This is a genomic window from Pantoea sp. B65, from assembly GCF_047308185.1.
Classification (GTDB): Bacteria; Pseudomonadota; Gammaproteobacteria; order Enterobacterales; family Enterobacteriaceae; genus Erwinia.
In genome coordinates this window covers 32,823-47,451 of the sequence record NZ_JAHXPU010000036.1, presented here as the reverse complement: position 1 = coordinate 47,451, position 14,629 = coordinate 32,823, and the positions used below count along the sequence as shown (strand labels likewise).

The 14,629-nt window shown below is 56.4% G+C and carries 11 protein-coding genes and 1 other RNA gene; 2 read left to right on the top strand and 10 right to left on the bottom strand.

The annotated features are described in order from the left end of the window. Positions 1-130: 130 nt before the first annotated feature. Entirely contained in the window at positions 131-1,570 is a 1,440-nt protein-coding gene (locus tag JWF83_RS14540; RefSeq protein WP_413651027.1) for a protein adenylyltransferase SelO, read from the top strand. On the opposite strand, the gene JWF83_RS14535 is transcribed toward JWF83_RS14540, so the two are convergent. The 7 genes from JWF83_RS14535 to JWF83_RS14505 all read right to left on the bottom strand — a co-directional run bounded on the left by JWF83_RS14535 (position 1,567) and on the right by JWF83_RS14505 (position 9,661). After that, complete coding sequence (locus JWF83_RS14535; RefSeq protein ID WP_413651026.1) at positions 1,567-2,370, bottom strand: heme ABC transporter ATP-binding protein; 804 nt, start codon at positions 2,368-2,370, stop codon at positions 1,567-1,569. The two genes, JWF83_RS14540 and JWF83_RS14535, sit on opposite strands and share 4 nt — an antisense overlap. Further along, on the bottom strand, positions 2,363-3,364 hold the full coding sequence (locus tag JWF83_RS14530) for a FecCD family ABC transporter permease (RefSeq protein WP_413651024.1): 1,002 nt from the start codon (positions 3,362-3,364) through the stop codon (positions 2,363-2,365). Before JWF83_RS14530 ends, JWF83_RS14535 begins: the two co-directional genes overlap by 8 nt. Further along, complete coding sequence (locus JWF83_RS14525; protein ID WP_413651022.1) at positions 3,361-4,179, bottom strand: heme/hemin ABC transporter substrate-binding protein; 819 nt, start codon at positions 4,177-4,179, stop codon at positions 3,361-3,363. The genes JWF83_RS14530 and JWF83_RS14525 overlap by 4 nt, the downstream gene beginning before the upstream one ends. Then, positions 4,176-5,207 carry a hemin-degrading factor gene (locus JWF83_RS14520; RefSeq protein WP_413651020.1) on the bottom strand — a complete coding sequence of 344 codons (1,032 nt, stop codon included), beginning with the start codon at positions 5,205-5,207 and terminating at the stop codon, positions 4,176-4,178. The genes JWF83_RS14525 and JWF83_RS14520 overlap by 4 nt, the downstream gene beginning before the upstream one ends. Before the next feature lie 48 nt (positions 5,208-5,255). Further along, on the bottom strand, positions 5,256-7,271 hold the full coding sequence (locus JWF83_RS14515) for a TonB-dependent hemoglobin/transferrin/lactoferrin family receptor (protein ID WP_413651018.1): 2,016 nt from the start codon (positions 7,269-7,271) through the stop codon (positions 5,256-5,258). A 289-nt stretch (positions 7,272-7,560) separates the two neighbouring features. Continuing rightward, positions 7,561-8,607 (bottom strand): 3-deoxy-7-phosphoheptulonate synthase, encoded by a 1,047-nt coding sequence (locus tag JWF83_RS14510; RefSeq protein ID WP_413651016.1) that lies wholly within the window; start codon positions 8,605-8,607, stop codon positions 7,561-7,563. Between the two features lie 220 nt (positions 8,608-8,827). Beyond that, positions 8,828-9,661 carry a pyruvate, water dikinase regulatory protein gene (locus JWF83_RS14505; RefSeq protein WP_413651014.1) on the bottom strand — a complete coding sequence of 278 codons (834 nt, stop codon included), beginning with the start codon at positions 9,659-9,661 and terminating at the stop codon, positions 8,828-8,830. A gap of 485 nt (positions 9,662-10,146) precedes the next feature. On the opposite strand from JWF83_RS14505, the gene ppsA reads away from it, so the two are divergent. Beyond that, positions 10,147-12,525 (top strand): phosphoenolpyruvate synthase, encoded by a 2,379-nt coding sequence (gene ppsA, locus JWF83_RS14500; protein ID WP_413651012.1) that lies wholly within the window; start codon positions 10,147-10,149, stop codon positions 12,523-12,525. Between the two features lie 9 nt (positions 12,526-12,534). Here ppsA and JWF83_RS14495 read toward each other — a convergent pair whose 3' ends face one another. From JWF83_RS14495 to ydiK, 3 genes are all read right to left on the bottom strand, one after another. After that, positions 12,535-12,735 carry a hypothetical protein gene (locus JWF83_RS14495; protein ID WP_413651010.1) on the bottom strand — a complete coding sequence of 67 codons (201 nt, stop codon included), beginning with the start codon at positions 12,733-12,735 and terminating at the stop codon, positions 12,535-12,537. 286 nt (positions 12,736-13,021) lie between these two features. Next, positions 13,022-13,130: antisense sRNA RprA (rprA, locus tag JWF83_RS14490), an RNA gene on the bottom strand. A 248-nt stretch (positions 13,131-13,378) separates the two neighbouring features. Then, a complete protein-coding gene (gene ydiK, locus JWF83_RS14485; RefSeq protein ID WP_413651008.1) occupies positions 13,379-14,506 on the bottom strand; it encodes an AI-2E family transporter YdiK in 1,128 nt (375 codons plus the stop codon). Between the last annotated feature and the right edge of the window lie 123 nt (positions 14,507-14,629).

Here is a 14,629-nt window from a genome sequence, read left to right as displayed (position 1 = left end):
AACTGTCCATATTGAGGTGTGAAAACCATGGCGCTGACGCGATAAATAGTGTCCTCCGGCGCTGGTTAACCTATTGTATATCCACTGATTTTATCATAAATCGCCTCGATGTTAGTCTGAAGGAGGCTGTATGCAGTTCAATAATAGCTGGTTTAATGAGCTGCCTGGCTTCTACACCGCACTCGCTCCCACACCGTTAAAAAATCCACGTTTGCTGTGGCACAGTCAGGCCCTGGCGCAACAGCTGGGTCTTGATGACAGCTGGTTTACCGCCGATAAAGCCAACATCTGGAGCGGAGCGACGCTGCTGCCGGGGATGCAACCACTGGCCCAGGTCTACAGCGGCCATCAGTTTGGCGTCTGGGCCGGGCAGTTAGGGGATGGACGCGGTATATTACTCGGTGAACAACAGCTTGCCGATGGCCGTAAATTTGACTGGCATCTGAAAGGCGCCGGACTGACACCCTATTCGCGCATGGGAGATGGCCGCGCGGTACTGCGTTCCACCCTACGTGAGTCTCTGGCGTCAGAAGCGATGCACCATCTTGGGGTGCCAACATCGCGCGCCTTAACGGTGATCACCAGCGATGAGCCAGTGTATCGTGAAACCGCCGAGCGCGGCGCCATGCTGTTGCGCGTGGCTGAAAGCCATGTGCGCTTTGGCCATTTCGAGCACTTCTTTTATCAGGGGCAGCAGGACAAGCTGCAGCAACTGGCGGATTACGTTATTGCCCATCACTGGCCGGAATTGACCGGCGCGCCGGACGCCCGGCTGTTGTGGTTTACTGATGTGGTAAAACGTACCGCGCAGCTGATTGCCCACTGGCAAAGCATCGGTTTTGCCCATGGGGTGATGAATACCGATAATATGTCGATCCTCGGTATCACGCTGGATTATGGCCCCTATGGTTTCCTTGATGACTATCAACCAGACTTTATCTGTAATCATTCTGATTATCAGGGGCGCTACGCATTCGACAACCAGCCGGTGGTCGGCCTGTGGAACCTTAACCGGCTGGCGCATGCGTTGTCAGGGCTGATGAGTACGGAGCAGCTGAAACAGGCGCTGGCGGAGTACGAACCCGAGCTGATGCGCGCCTGGGGAACGAAAATGCGCGCCAAACTGGGGCTGCTCAGCGATGAGAGCGGCGACAACGAAATACTGACCGGCTTGCTGGCCCTGATGACGAAAGAGGGTAGTGACTATACGCGTACCTTCCGGCTGCTGAGCGCCACGCAACAGCAGGAGCGTCGCTCGCCGTTGCGTGATGAGTTTATCGATCGTGACGCCTTTGACCGCTGGTACGAGGGCTACCGGCAACGACTATTGCGTGATGAGCGCAGCGACAGCGAGCGCCAGCAACTGATGAAATCGGTTAACCCGGCGATTATTCTGCGTAACTACCTGGCGCAGCAGGCGATTGAACGTGCGGAGCTGGACGACATTAGCGTACTGACGCGTTTGCATCAGGCGCTCGCCCGTCCGTTTGACGATGCGCCTGAGTTTGCGGATCTGGCGCAACGTCCGCCAGACTGGGGAAAAAAACTTGAGGTCAGCTGCTCCAGTTAACGGCGCAGCGCGATCTGGGGTACGGCTTCACTGGCGTGCGGCCGTACCAGCAGATCGGCGTGATACCAGCGCGTCAGCGTAGCTTCGGTCATCACCTGCGCCGGCGTGCCGCTGGCCACCAGCGTGCCCTGATGTAATAGCAACATCCGGTCCGACCACAGCGCGGCCAGGTTAAGATCGTGCAGCACACAACATACCGTCAGCTGGCCGTCACGTGTCAGCTGATGCAGCAGGCGCAGAGCATGCTGCTGATGATAGAGATCCAGCGCCGAGGTTGGCTCATCAAGAAATAACCAGCCCTGCGGCCCATCCTGCCGCCAGCCCTGCGGCCCATCCTGCCGCCATAACTGCGCCAGCGCGCGCGCCAGTTGTACTCGCTGCTGCTCGCCCCCCGAGAGCTGACGATAATCGCGTTGCGCCAGTGACTCACAGCCGGTTAATGCCATCACCTCGTTTACCACCGGCATCACCGGCAGCTGCGGCCAGGGCGCGCGTCCCATGGCGATCACCTCCTGCACCCTCAGCGGAAACACCAGCGAACTTTGCTGACGCATCACCGCACGCTGCCGTGCCAGCTGCTGTCGCGACCAGCCGGAGAGGGGGATACCCTGCAGATCGCAACTGCCGGCGTCGGGCGTCAGATAACCGGTCAGTAAACGTAACAGCGTCGATTTTCCGGCGCCATTCGGGCCGATCAGCGCGACCATCTCCCCGGCCCGCAACTGCAGGGAAATACCGTCAATCAGCGTGCGGCCGGCGGCGCGATAGCTGAGGGCGTGCGCCTGCAGTAACTTATCCATGGTTACCTCCCTGCCGCCGTAAAATAAGCCACAGAAACCACGGGCCGCCGAGTAAGCTGGTAAGCAAACCGACCGGCATTTCCGCCGGGGCTACCAGAGTACGCGCCAGCGTATCGGCGATCAGTAATAAAATCGCCCCTGCCAGCAGCGACCCTGGCAGCAGCCAGCGGTGATCGGCACCAAGACAGATACGCATCAGATGCGGCACCACCAGGCCGATAAAACCAATTACGCCACTGATCGCCACCGCCGCCGCGACCAGCAGCGCGCTGAGGATCATCAGATGCCGCTGGGTGCGCGCGACATCGACACCGAGATAGTGCGCTTCCTCCTCGCCGAACTGCAGCAGATTAAGACGCGTAGCGCGCCGCTGGATCAGCAGTGAGGCCGGGATAATCAGTGAAGCGCTGGCCAGCAGCGTCGACCACTGCGCCTGTCCGAGACTGCCCATGCCCCACAGCGATAGCTGGCGTAACTGCTGATCGTTACTGACCCACGACAGCACGCCGACCGCCGCGCCACAGAGCGCATTGATCGCGATCCCGACCAGCAACAGGCGTGATAATCCGCTCTGGCCTGAGCGGCTCAGGGCAAATATCACCAGCGTTACCGCCAGACTGCCGGTAAAGGCTGCCAGCATCGGCAGATACAGCGCCAGCACCGCCGGTAACGCCAGCGGCAGCACCAGCGAAATCGCCACCGCCAGCGCGGCGCCACTGCTGATACCCAGCAGACCCGGATCGGCCAGCGGATTGCGGAACAGTCCCTGCATCACCGCCCCGGCTAAAGCCAATGCGGCGCCGACCAGCATCGCCAGCAGCACACGCGGCAGACGGATATTCCACCAAATCTGCCGCAGTATACTGTCGTGCGGCGCCTGCCACAGTAGCGGCAGAGACAGCCGCATGGCGCCAGAATTAGCGGCCAGCACCGCCAGCAATAGCAGGCTGAACAGCATCGCCAGCAGCCAGCGCAGGTGAAAACGCGCGATCATTGCGCTACCGCTTCCGCCGCTTTACGCAATTTAACAATAGCGTCCGGGGTATCGAGGCCAAAACCCAGCAGCGCCATATCATCGACCACCAGCAGTTGTTTATGTTTCCCGGCCGGCGTCAGCGCCAGGCCGGGCAGTTGCCACAGGTTTTCCTCGCTGCCCAGCTTGTCCATGCCCGAGACACTGACGACCACCAGGTCCGGTGCGCTGGCAATGACCCCTTCCTGCGACAGTGGCTGGTAGCGCTGGAGGGTTGCCATGGCATTTTGCAACCCGGCAGCGGTGATGGCGGCATCGGCGGCAGTATCACGGCCAGCCGCCATGGTGGTCATCCCGCTGTGGGCCAGAATAAACAGCACTTTTACCGCCAGAGGTTGCGTTGGCAGTGTTGCCAGCTGTTTATCGATCCGCTGTTGCAGCGCTTGCCCGGCTTTATCACGCTGTAACGCATGGGCAATGGTGGCAATTTTACTGTCAATGGCTTTTAGCTGCGTCGCCCCGGTAACGGTTACCACCTGCACCCCGGCTTGTTGCACCTGTTCCAGCGCCAGTGAGGGTTTTGCCAGCTCGCTGACCAGCAGCAGCGTTGGCTTCAGCGCCAGAATACCTTCCGCATTCAGCTGACGCAGATAGCCAACGTCAGGCAATTTGGTGGCCTGCGCCGGGTGTAAACTGGTGCTGTCGCGACCGACCAGATGCTGCTGGGCATCCAGTGCGTAGATAATCTGCGTAACGTCGCCACCAATCGACACCACACGCTCATCCGCCAGGGCACAAAGCGGCAGCGCCAGCAGGGCAATTAGCAGATGTTTCATGCGTACACTCCTTCACGGGTTAGCGTCGCCAGCTGCTGGCGCCACTGGCTCTGCTCCGGCTGGCCTTCGCTGCGCTGGCCATATAACTGGGCAATTTGCGTGCCGTCGGCGGCAAACAGTTCAAGGCTGGTCACTAAGCCATCAGCGGTGGGTTTACGGGTTATCCAGCTTTCGGCGATGGCATCTTCTACCAGGTGTAGGGTAAATTGCGGATTAAAAATATTCAGCCAGTTATCCATTGGCCGCAGTTGCTCAATGGCACCGGTAAAGATCTGCACGCAGCCACGGTTACCGACGAAAATCATAATTTCATTGCCGTCGTTTTTTGCCAGTTCCAGTAGCTGGCGCAGGGAATGGTTGCCGACCCTGCAGGCCAGATCGTCCGGTACGGCACGAAAAGCCTGCTGACGACTGATATTGTGACCTTTCAGCAGATGGAAGAACTGATGAACATCGGTCATTGCGCGCCACTCCTGCTCAATCCGCGCCGCATCCGGGGCGTTGTTGCTGGTGTCGGCCGCTAACGGGGCGACGCTCAGCTCAGTGGCTTGCGGTTGCACAAAGCGGGCAAGTAGCGCATCCCAGGCGGCGTAGTCGCTCTGTTCGGTGGCATACACTTTCAGCACCGCATCGCCATGGGCATCAAAGAACTGCAGGCTGTGACGTTCACCCCGCGGGCTCTGCTCTTTTAACGCAAAAGCGCTGTGCCACTGATTTACAAACAGACGCAGATCCAGCGCGCGCGGATTCAACACCAAACCGGCATGAGCGCCAATATTCAGATTGGTGTAGTGGCCGAGATGTTCATGCACCGCGTACTGGTTGCGGGTAATCGATTTGGTTTCCCCGACCGCCTCCAGCGCCTGTAAAATCTCAGGCATCTGATTACGTAATTGTTGTGCGTCGTGACCGACGCGCGCGTGGGCCAGTTGCGCCTCGCTAATGGCCATCTCAGCCGCGAGATCGCGGGCATATTTCTTCGGGTTGGCGGCCTTCAGTGCCTGATATTGCTGATAAAGTGCGGTCATTATATGTTTCCTTATTAACCTATCTCCGGCGCCGGCCGGGAATAATGATTACCATTGATAACTGACGAAGACCTTTCCGTTGATCCCGTCTTGTGGAATGCCCAGCGAAGAGTAGTACTGCTGGTCAAAGGCATTACCCAGCACCAGCGTGGTGGTGAGTCCCTGATAGCGATCCTGCCCTTTGTAGCGCAGGTAGAAGTCGTTAACCCCATAACCGGGCTGACTGACATAGTCGCCGCTGATATGGGTGGAGCGTTGCGCAAAGGTGCCGACCCAGCCGACGGAGAACGGGCTGTGGCCGATCGGCACATCAACGATGCTGGTGACGGTGTCCGGATTCAGACTGGAGATCCAGGCGCCGCTATCGCGGTCTTTCCCGCGGGTACGATTCCAGGCCAGGTTCCAGCTAAACAGCGCGCTGCTGTAGCGTATACTGGCATCCCAGCCCCAGATTCTGGCCTCAGGCAGGTTGGCGTTATAGCTGGTGCCGGCGCGCATATCGACCACCGGATAAATATAGTCCTGCGCTTTGGTGTCAAAGTAGCTGGTTTTAAATTCGATATCGTCATGCGCCAGCAGCAGATCGTCGAAACGCAAGCCGAATCCCGCTTCGCGGGTGGCATTGGTTTCCGGACGCAGATTCGGGTTCGGCACCCAGCGATTGACGTACCCAGGGAAGGAGAAGTGCACGCCGTCGTTGTACAGTTCACCCATGGTTGGCGCACGGAAAGCCTGGGCATAAGAGCCAAACAGCATCAGCCAGTCAGCCGGCGTAACGGAAAGCGCGGCGCGCGATGACCAGCGGTCGGCGTCGACATCGGCGTGACCGTCGCTGCTGCCGCGGTAGTTGTCAAAACGGCTGCCGAGCAGCAGCGAGGCCGGCAGATCGCGCAGGGTGATCTCATCCTGCAGCCAGCCGGAAGAAAAATCGATGCTGGCCTGCGGAAAGCTGGTGGCGGCGCCGCCGGGCTGTTGCTGCTGACGATAGTATTCGCCGCCATAGGTCAGCTGATGCGCGGCCAGCGTGTCGGCAAACAGGCGGCTGCGATTATCCAGTTTGATGCCTTTGGTGGTCTGTTCACGATACTGACTGGCGAGATCACCGCTACCGGCGTGGATGCGCGTTTCTGACCAGTAGCTGTTCAGCCGGGCATCCAGCCAGTCGCTCTGCGCCGGATTCAGTTGATAGCCGAGTTGCAGATCGCGCTGAATCGTCGAGCGGTCGGTCATCGGGTTACTGCGGTCGGGATTGACCGCCTGCGGGTTTAGCGGTTCTCTGGCCCGGTTATGATAGTAGCGCAGGCTGCCATTAAAGGTTTGCGCCTGATCCGCTTTCCAGCTGCCTTTTGCCAGCATATTACTGATATTTTCATCATTAGGCGCATTATCGCCACTGCTTAACCGGATATCACCGCGGTCGCGCGAACTCCACGACAACAGCCCGTCGAGATCGTCCGTGCGGCCAAAAGCGCTGGCGCCGGTGCCAAGGCTGTGATCGCCGCTGGCGCCGCTGGCGAACACGCGATAACCGCTGCTGCTGCCCGCGGCCAGCAGGTCAGCCGCGTCAACCGTTTCATAAGAGATGACGCCGCCAAGGGCGCCGCTGCCATACAGCAGTGCCGCAGGACCGCGCACCACTTCAATACGTTTAATCAGCGCCGGGTCGAGGAATACGCTGTTCAGATGGCCAGTATCGGTCCCCTGGCGTATGCCGTCAACCAGCGTCAGCACGCCACGGCGGTCGTAGCCACGCAGACTCAGATCCTGACCGTTGGTACGTCCGCTGCCGCTAATCGTGATGCCCGGTACGCCGCGCAGCATCCCGGCGGCGGAGGCGGCGCTCCGGGTTTGCGGCGCGTCGCCATCGATCACCGTCACCATCATCGGCGCTTCAAAGGTCGGTCGTGGTGTCCCGGTGGCAACCACCGTAATGGCTGTTGGCTTTAGCGCCGTCTCCCTGGCGTCGGTGCCGCTGGCAGCGGCCTCGGCGCAAAAAGGTGCCGCGCAGGTAATCGCCATCGTTAAGCGCGACAGGCGCAAACTGGCTGAAGGCAGGTTAAGCATAAGTGCAACTCTCCATATTGTACTTGAATGCAGGGATGTGCTGGCTCGCCGCTGACGGCGTCAGGGAAGCTGGCGGATTGTTATTCAGGCTGCCGGATGCTGATGCCGACCGTCTGGCGGAGCAACCGGAGGTAAATCCGCATGAACAATAATGTTAATCATTTTAACAATGATAATCATTATCAACAAAAGTCTAAACGAGGCAAGAACAAAATGATCAAAACTGGCCTGGGGAAGAGAGGGGGACAAAGGGGAGAATGCGCTGACCAGAACGGGTCAGCGCAGAATATCAGAAGCGGCTGTCGACGGCTTGCGCCAATAACTCCAGCACGGCTTCGCTGTCGTCCCAGCCGAGACAGGGGTCGGTAATCGACTGGCCGTATATCAGAGGTTGTCCGGCAATCACTTTCTGCGTGCCTTCCTGCAGGAAGCTCTCAATCATTACCCCGGCGATGGCGCGTGAGCCGTCGCGGATCTGCCGCGCTACCGATGCGGCGACATCACGCTGGCGACGATGCTGTTTCAGGCAGTTGCCATGACTGAAATCGACCACCAGTTGTTCCGGCAGATGGAATTCGCGCAGGCTGGCGGCAGCGGCGGCGATATCTTCCGGGTGATAATTCGGCTGTTTGCCACCGCGCATAATGATATGGCCAGACGGATTACCGCTGGTCTGATAAATCGTCATCCGTCCCTGTTTATCGGAGGATAAAAACATATGGCTGGCGCGCGCGGCGCGAATGGCGTCAACCGCAATCTGCGTATTGCCATCGGTACCGTTCTTAAAGCCCACCGGGCAAGAGAGCGCGGAAGCCATTTCACGATGGATCTGGCTTTCGGTGGTGCGTGCGCCAATCGCGCCCCAGCTAATCAGGTCGGAAATAAACTGACCGATCACCATATCGAGAAATTCAGTGGCGGTTGGCATACCCAGCGCATTGATATCCAGCAACAGTTTGCGGGCGATATCGAGACCGTGATTGACGCGGAAACTGCCATTCAGGTCGGGATCGGAGATCAGACCTTTCCAGCCGACAACGGTGCGCGGTTTTTCAAAGTAAGTACGCATCACAATTTCCAGACGATGCTGATAGCGGATGCGCAGGGCGTTAAGTTTTTCCGCATACTCGATCGCCGCCTGCGGATCGTGCAGCGAGCAGGGGCCAATCACCACCAGCAGGCGCTGATCTTCTCCGCACAGGATGCGGGCAATACGTTTTCGTGACGTTGTCACATTTTCTGCGATTGCCGGCGTAATCGGATGCCGGGACGCCAGCTCTTCAGGCGTAATCAGGCTCTCGATGCGCGCGGTTCGCAGTTCATCTGTTTTGTTCATTTGGATCTCTAAATTTTTTTCTTCGCAGCGGCAGAAGTACCGGGAAGTGATGGCGATCACAATAGACCAAATAACGCTGAATTCAACCAGAAAGGCGAGTAAAACGCGTTGCGCCACACAAATCGCCGTGTTTTTCGCGCTCAGAGGCCCGGTTAAGCGTGGGCGGCAGATATGGCGCCGCTGCACCGGGCATCTGAAATACCCCATGGCCGCCGCAGAGTCAGTACATATGCCGGTTCAGACCCATGATATCGAGGATCTTGGTGGCAATTTCCTCGACCGAATAATTGGTACTGTTCAGGTAGCGAATTTGATGGGTGCGGAACAGCGCTTCGACTTCACCCACTTCCATCCGGCACTGACGGATGGAAGCATAACGGGTGTTTTCCGCCCGCTCCTGGCGAATCGCCGCCAGACGTTCCGGATCGATGGTGAGGCCGAACAGCTTATGCTGATGGGGCCGCAGCGCCGGCGGCAGTTTCAGGTTATCCATATCGTCGGCGATAAAAGGATAGTTGGCGGCGCGTACGCCAAACTGCATCGCCAGGTAGAGGCTGGTGGGGGTTTTACCGCAGCGTGAGACCCCCAGCAGGATCACCTGGGCATCCTCCAGACCGCGCAGCGAGATACCGTCATCGTGCGCCAGCGCATAATCAATCGCCGCGATACGTGCATCATATTTGCCGAGATTGCTGGCCGTCAGGCCATGGGTGCGGTGGGCGACCGGCGCCGGCGCCATCCCCAGCTCCTGCTGCAGCGGAGCCACCAGCGACTGCACAATATCCTGACAAAAGCCGTCACTTTGCATAATAATCTCACGCACGTCCGGCGTGACGATCGAAAAGAACACCAGCGGCCGGATACCGCTTTGCTGATAGATAGCATTTATCTGGCCCTTTACTGCCTGTGCACGCTGCACATTTTCCACAAAGGGCAGCGTGACGCTGTTCATCCTCACCGGAAATTGCGACATCACCGCATGGCCTAATACTTCGGCAGTAATGGCGGTGCCGTCAGAGATGTAAAAAACACTTCGTTCGCTGGCTGAGTCCATTTTATCTCCTGACATGCCCGGTTTAAGCCTGAATGCGCCTAAAGGGGCGTTCTGATAGCAAAGGATAGCACTAAATAAAATGAATAATTCAAAAATAAATAAAGTGAACCATTCATTTTTAGTTGATTGCGCTGAATATGACAGCATAACAAAATGAAATGATGTTTCTTTTTTAATTGTTACCCGGTCGCGGGTAAAACCCGTAGAAATTATTATTTCCCCACTGGTTTCGTTGCGCAAACGAAATAGCGCATATAATCAGGTATTTGTAATCATGATGATGATTTTACTGGTTTTTCTTTCAATTAATTTTGTTGCGCAACAAAACAAATAAGCGCGGAGTTTTCTTAAAAACACATTTTTTGTCTGCTTGAACGATTCACCACTTTCTCTTTGTTAAATGAATGTGCCAGGCTGGAGAAGTGCTATCAGTACGTTTAAATGCTTTAGTGCCCCCCCATTTAAATCTGAAAAGGATTGCTTCAATGTCCAATATAGGTGAAGTGCCGCTCGTGCTCTGGTACAACCAGCTCGGCATGAATGATGTTGATCGGGTGGGAGGCAAAAATGCCTCTCTGGGTGAAATGATTACTAATCTGTCGTCACTGGGTGTCTCGGTGCCGAATGGCTTTGCCACCACTTCCGATGCTTTCAACCAATTCCTTGACCAAAGCGGCGTCAATCAGCGTATCTATGAGCTGCTGGATAAAACCAATATTGATGATGTTGATGAGCTGGCGAGAGCCGGTAAACAGATTCGCCAGTGGATTGTTGATACTCCATTCCAGCCCGGGCTGGAACAGGCGATTCTGACGGCGTATCAGCAGCTCTCCGCCGATGATGCCGAGGCGTCATTTGCCGTCCGTTCTTCCGCCACGGCGGAAGATATGCCCGATGCCTCGTTTGCCGGTCAGCAGGAAACCTTCCTGAATGTGCAGGGCATCGATGCGGTGATGGTGGCGGTGAAACATGTCTACGCCTCGCTATTTAACGATCGCGCCATCTCTTACCGGGTGCATCAGGGGTATGACCATCGCGGTGTGGCGCTCTCTGCGGGCGTGCAGCGCATGGTTCGTTCCGACCTGGCTTCCTCCGGCGTGATGTTTACCATTGATACCGAATCCGGTTTCGATCAGGTGGTGTTTATCACCGCCGCGCTGGGGCTGGGTGAAATGGTGGTGCAGGGGGCGGTCAACCCCGATGAGTTCTACGTGCATAAACCGACGCTGGCGGGCAATCGCCCGGCGATTGTGCGCCGTAATATGGGTTCGAAAAAAATTCGTATGGTGTATGCCGATTCGCAGCAGCATGGCGAACAGGTACGCATTGAAGATGTGCCGCAGGAGGAGCGCGACCGCTTCTGTCTCAGCGACGATGAAGTGCAGGCGCTGGCGCGTCAGGCGGTACAAATCGAGAAGCACTATCAGCGGCCGATGGATATCGAATGGGCAAAAGATGGCCATACCGGCAAGTTGTTTATTGTGCAGGCGCGTCCTGAAACCGTCCGTTCCAATGGGCAGGTGATGGAGCGCTACTCGCTGCTGGGCAAGGGCAAAGTGGTGATCGAAGGCCGCGCCATTGGTCATCGCATTGGCGCCGGTGAAGTGAAGGTGATCCACGATATCAGCGAAATGAACCGTATTGAAAAAGGCGATGTGCTGGTTACCGATATGACCGACCCGGACTGGGAACCGATCATGAAGAAAGCCTCGGCCATCGTTACCAACCGTGGCGGGCGGACCTGTCATGCGGCGATTATCGCCCGTGAGTTGGGTATTCCGGCGGTCGTTGGCTGCGGTGATGCCACTGAACGGCTGAAAGAGGGGCGTAAAGTGACGGTCTCCTGCGCCGAAGGCGATACCGGTTATGTCTATGACGATCTGCTGGACTTTGATATTACCCGTTCGCAGGTAGATGAAATGCCTGCTCTGCCGCTGAAAATTATGATGAACGTCGGCAATCCGGATCGCGCATTTGACTTCGCCTGTCTGCCGAATGAAGGGGTGGGGCTGGCGCGTCTGGAGTTTATTATCAACCGCATGATTGGCGTGCATCCTAAGGCGCTGCTGGAGTTTGATCAGCAAACCCCGGAATTGCAGAAGCAGATTCGCGAACTGATGAAAGGCTTTGACGATCCGGTCGAGTTCTATATCGGGCGTCTGACCGAAGGTATCGCTACCCTTGGCGCGGCTTTCTCGCCGAAACGGGTGATTGTGCGTCTTTCTGACTTCAAATCTAACGAGTACGCCAATCTGGTAGGTGGCGATCGTTACGAACCGGAGGAAGAGAACCCAATGCTGGGCTTCCGTGGTGCCGGTCGCTACGTCTCTGACAGCTTCCGCGACTGCTTTGCGCTGGAGTGTCAGGCGGTGAAACGCGTGCGCAATGAGATGGGGCTGACCAACGTTGAGATTATGGTGCCGTTTGTCCGCACCGTGGCGCAGGCTAAAGCGGTGGTGGAAGAGCTGGAGCGTCAGGGCCTGAAGCGCGGTGAAAACGGGCTGAAGCTGATTATGATGTGCGAGATCCCCTCTAACGCCCTACTGGCCGATCAGTTCCTGCAGTATTTCGACGGCTTCTCGATTGGCTCTAACGATATGACGCAGCTGGCGCTGGGGCTGGATCGCGACTCTGGCGTGGTGTCGGAGCTGTTTGATGAGCGCAACGAGGCGGTAAAAGCGCTGCTGTCGATGGCGATCCGCGCCGCGAAGAAACAGGGCAAGTATGTCGGTATTTGCGGCCAGGGGCCTTCTGACCATGAGGATTTCGCCGCATGGCTGATGGCGGAGGGCATTGATAGCCTGTCGCTGAACCCGGATACCGTGGTGCAGACCTGGTTAAGCCTGGCGAAAATTAAATCCTAGACGCGGTATTTATGTTACGGGAGCCATAAATGGCTCCCGTACATCAGGAGGCAGATATTCTTCTGTAGGGGCGGGATTTATGCCACCCGTATCAATGGCTTGCACTGCTGCCACCTTCGGGACGGGAGCCATTAATGGCTCCCCTACATCAGGAGGCAGATATTCTTCTGTAGGGGCGGCATTTATGCCGCCCGTATCAATGGTTTGCACTGCTGCCACCTTCGGGACGGCAGCCATGGGACGCAAACTATGCAGCTACCGCTTGACGTTCAAGACGGTAGCTACAAGATGCCAGCTATTTCCGCGTACGGACGGCATTTATGCCGCCTTTCTGTTACTGGCGTTTGTGGTTCTGCCTGGTTCGCACGCTGCCATTTTCCCACGGGAAAATGCTAAAAATAGCCGCCAGAGACGGAATCGACGCACAATCTATTTATTACTTATAAATCAATAATCTTTTCTGCGCTGCTGCGGCGGCGGTTATGCCGGACTGGCGGCAAAAAAAAGCCCATCACATGGGATGGGCAAAGACTACACACAGCAATTCTTTACTTACTCAGGGTAAAAAGGTTGTTTAAAAATCAGGGATTTGATCCTGAACATGTAATTCATACTATTCAGCATCGCTCCAGGCGTCTTTAAGAATCCTCTTATTAGTTTAAAGGCAATAATCCTTTGTGACACTCTTAACGCAAATTGCACGGGGAAACTGTGTGGAAAGTAATCAATAGCGCGGATAATTCACTGGAAAGGGCAAAAACAGGCTTTTACTGATAAAAAAAGCTAAACAAATTTTTTTACGACGTGACGTAATTTTTTTTAGCGGCCAGTTCTCTCTGGCCGCGGTTGTTGATTAAGAGTGGTGATGCTCAACGGGTTCGCTTTCAATTTCCGCCAGCTCTTCGACCACATCCTGCGGATCTTCATCCGGCGGCGGGGTTTCATGCATCCAGACGGCAACCAGTCGGTACGAGACCGCCAGCACTACCGGGCCGATAAACAGACCGATCATGCCAAACGCCAGCAGGCCGCCGATTACCCCGGAGAGGATCAGGATCATCGGCAGATCGGCGCCCATGCGGATTAGCATTGGGCGTAACACGTTATCAAGGGTGCCCACCACGCAGCTCCATATCACCAGTACCGTGCCCCAGGTGGTGTCGCCGCTCCAGTACAGCCAGATAATCGCCGGGATCAGCACCGGTAACGGACCGAGCTGGATCAGACAGAACAGAATCATCACTACCGTCAGCAGAGTGGCATACGGAATGCCGGATATTGCCAGCCCGATCCCCCCGAGCACGCCCTGCACCAGCGCCGTAACCACGACCCCCAGCGCCACAGCACGAATCGCCTGCGCCGCCAGTAATACCGCTGCGTCGCCGCGACGGCCAGACATGCGATAGGCGAAATGACGAATACCATTGCCAGCCTGCTCGCCACGCCAGTACAGCAGCATACTGAACAGCAACATCAGGCCCAGATGCATCATAAAACGACCAAAGTGCCCGGCCTGAGCGACAAAGAAACCGGTTGTCTGGCCAATATAGGGTTGTACTTTGGTCATCAGGGCGGAACCGCCGCCGGCAATCAGTTTGTGATAACTGGCGTAGAGCTTGTCACCCACCAACGGGATCTCATGCAGCCAGCTCAGTTGTGGTATCTGAATATGACCGGAAGTGGCCCACTCAATCACTGGCGCGCTGTTATCAATCAGGCTATTGACCAGCAGCGCGATAGGGATAATAAACAGTAAAATCAGGATTAGCGTCATGGCGATCACCGCCAGTGAACGTCGTCCCCAGAGCCAGCTCTGTATTTTAATCATTAATGGCCAGGTGGCGATCACCACCATGCTGGCCCAGGCAAAACCAAGAATAAACGGCTGAACCACCCAAAAACACGCGACGGTCATCACCATTATGAACAGCAGCGAGAACAACATCTGCGGTAAATCCATACCTCGTTGCAGGTTTTTCATACGAAAATTAACACCTCAAATAAATCCTTCACGGTTTCTGTCCATGACGTTAGCCATCAGGGCTACCCGACTAATAATGATGCATTTATGTCATTTGCGACAGTAGCGATAAAAAAACTGATT

Excerpts from the sequence above, each read along its gene's own strand:
- JWF83_RS14535 (WP_413651026.1), bottom strand. The coding sequence starts at position 2,370 with ATGGATAAGTTACTGCAGGCGCACGCCCTCAGCTATCGCGCCGCCGGC.
- JWF83_RS14540 (WP_413651027.1), top strand. The coding sequence starts at position 131 with ATGCAGTTCAATAATAGCTGGTTTAATGAGCTGCCTGGCTTCTACACC.
- ydiK (WP_413651008.1), bottom strand. The coding sequence starts at position 14,506 with ATGAAAAACCTGCAACGAGGTATGGATTTACCGCAGATGTTGTTCTCG.
- JWF83_RS14510 (WP_413651016.1), bottom strand. The coding sequence starts at position 8,607 with ATGAACAAAACAGATGAACTGCGAACCGCGCGCATCGAGAGCCTGATT.
- JWF83_RS14505 (WP_413651014.1), bottom strand. The coding sequence starts at position 9,661 with ATGGACTCAGCCAGCGAACGAAGTGTTTTTTACATCTCTGACGGCACC.
- JWF83_RS14525 (WP_413651022.1), bottom strand. The coding sequence starts at position 4,179 with ATGAAACATCTGCTAATTGCCCTGCTGGCGCTGCCGCTTTGTGCCCTG.
- ppsA (WP_413651012.1), top strand. The coding sequence starts at position 10,147 with ATGTCCAATATAGGTGAAGTGCCGCTCGTGCTCTGGTACAACCAGCTC.
- JWF83_RS14515 (WP_413651018.1), bottom strand. The coding sequence starts at position 7,271 with ATGCTTAACCTGCCTTCAGCCAGTTTGCGCCTGTCGCGCTTAACGATG.
- JWF83_RS14530 (WP_413651024.1), bottom strand. The coding sequence starts at position 3,364 with ATGATCGCGCGTTTTCACCTGCGCTGGCTGCTGGCGATGCTGTTCAGC.
- JWF83_RS14520 (WP_413651020.1), bottom strand. The coding sequence starts at position 5,207 with ATGACCGCACTTTATCAGCAATATCAGGCACTGAAGGCCGCCAACCCG.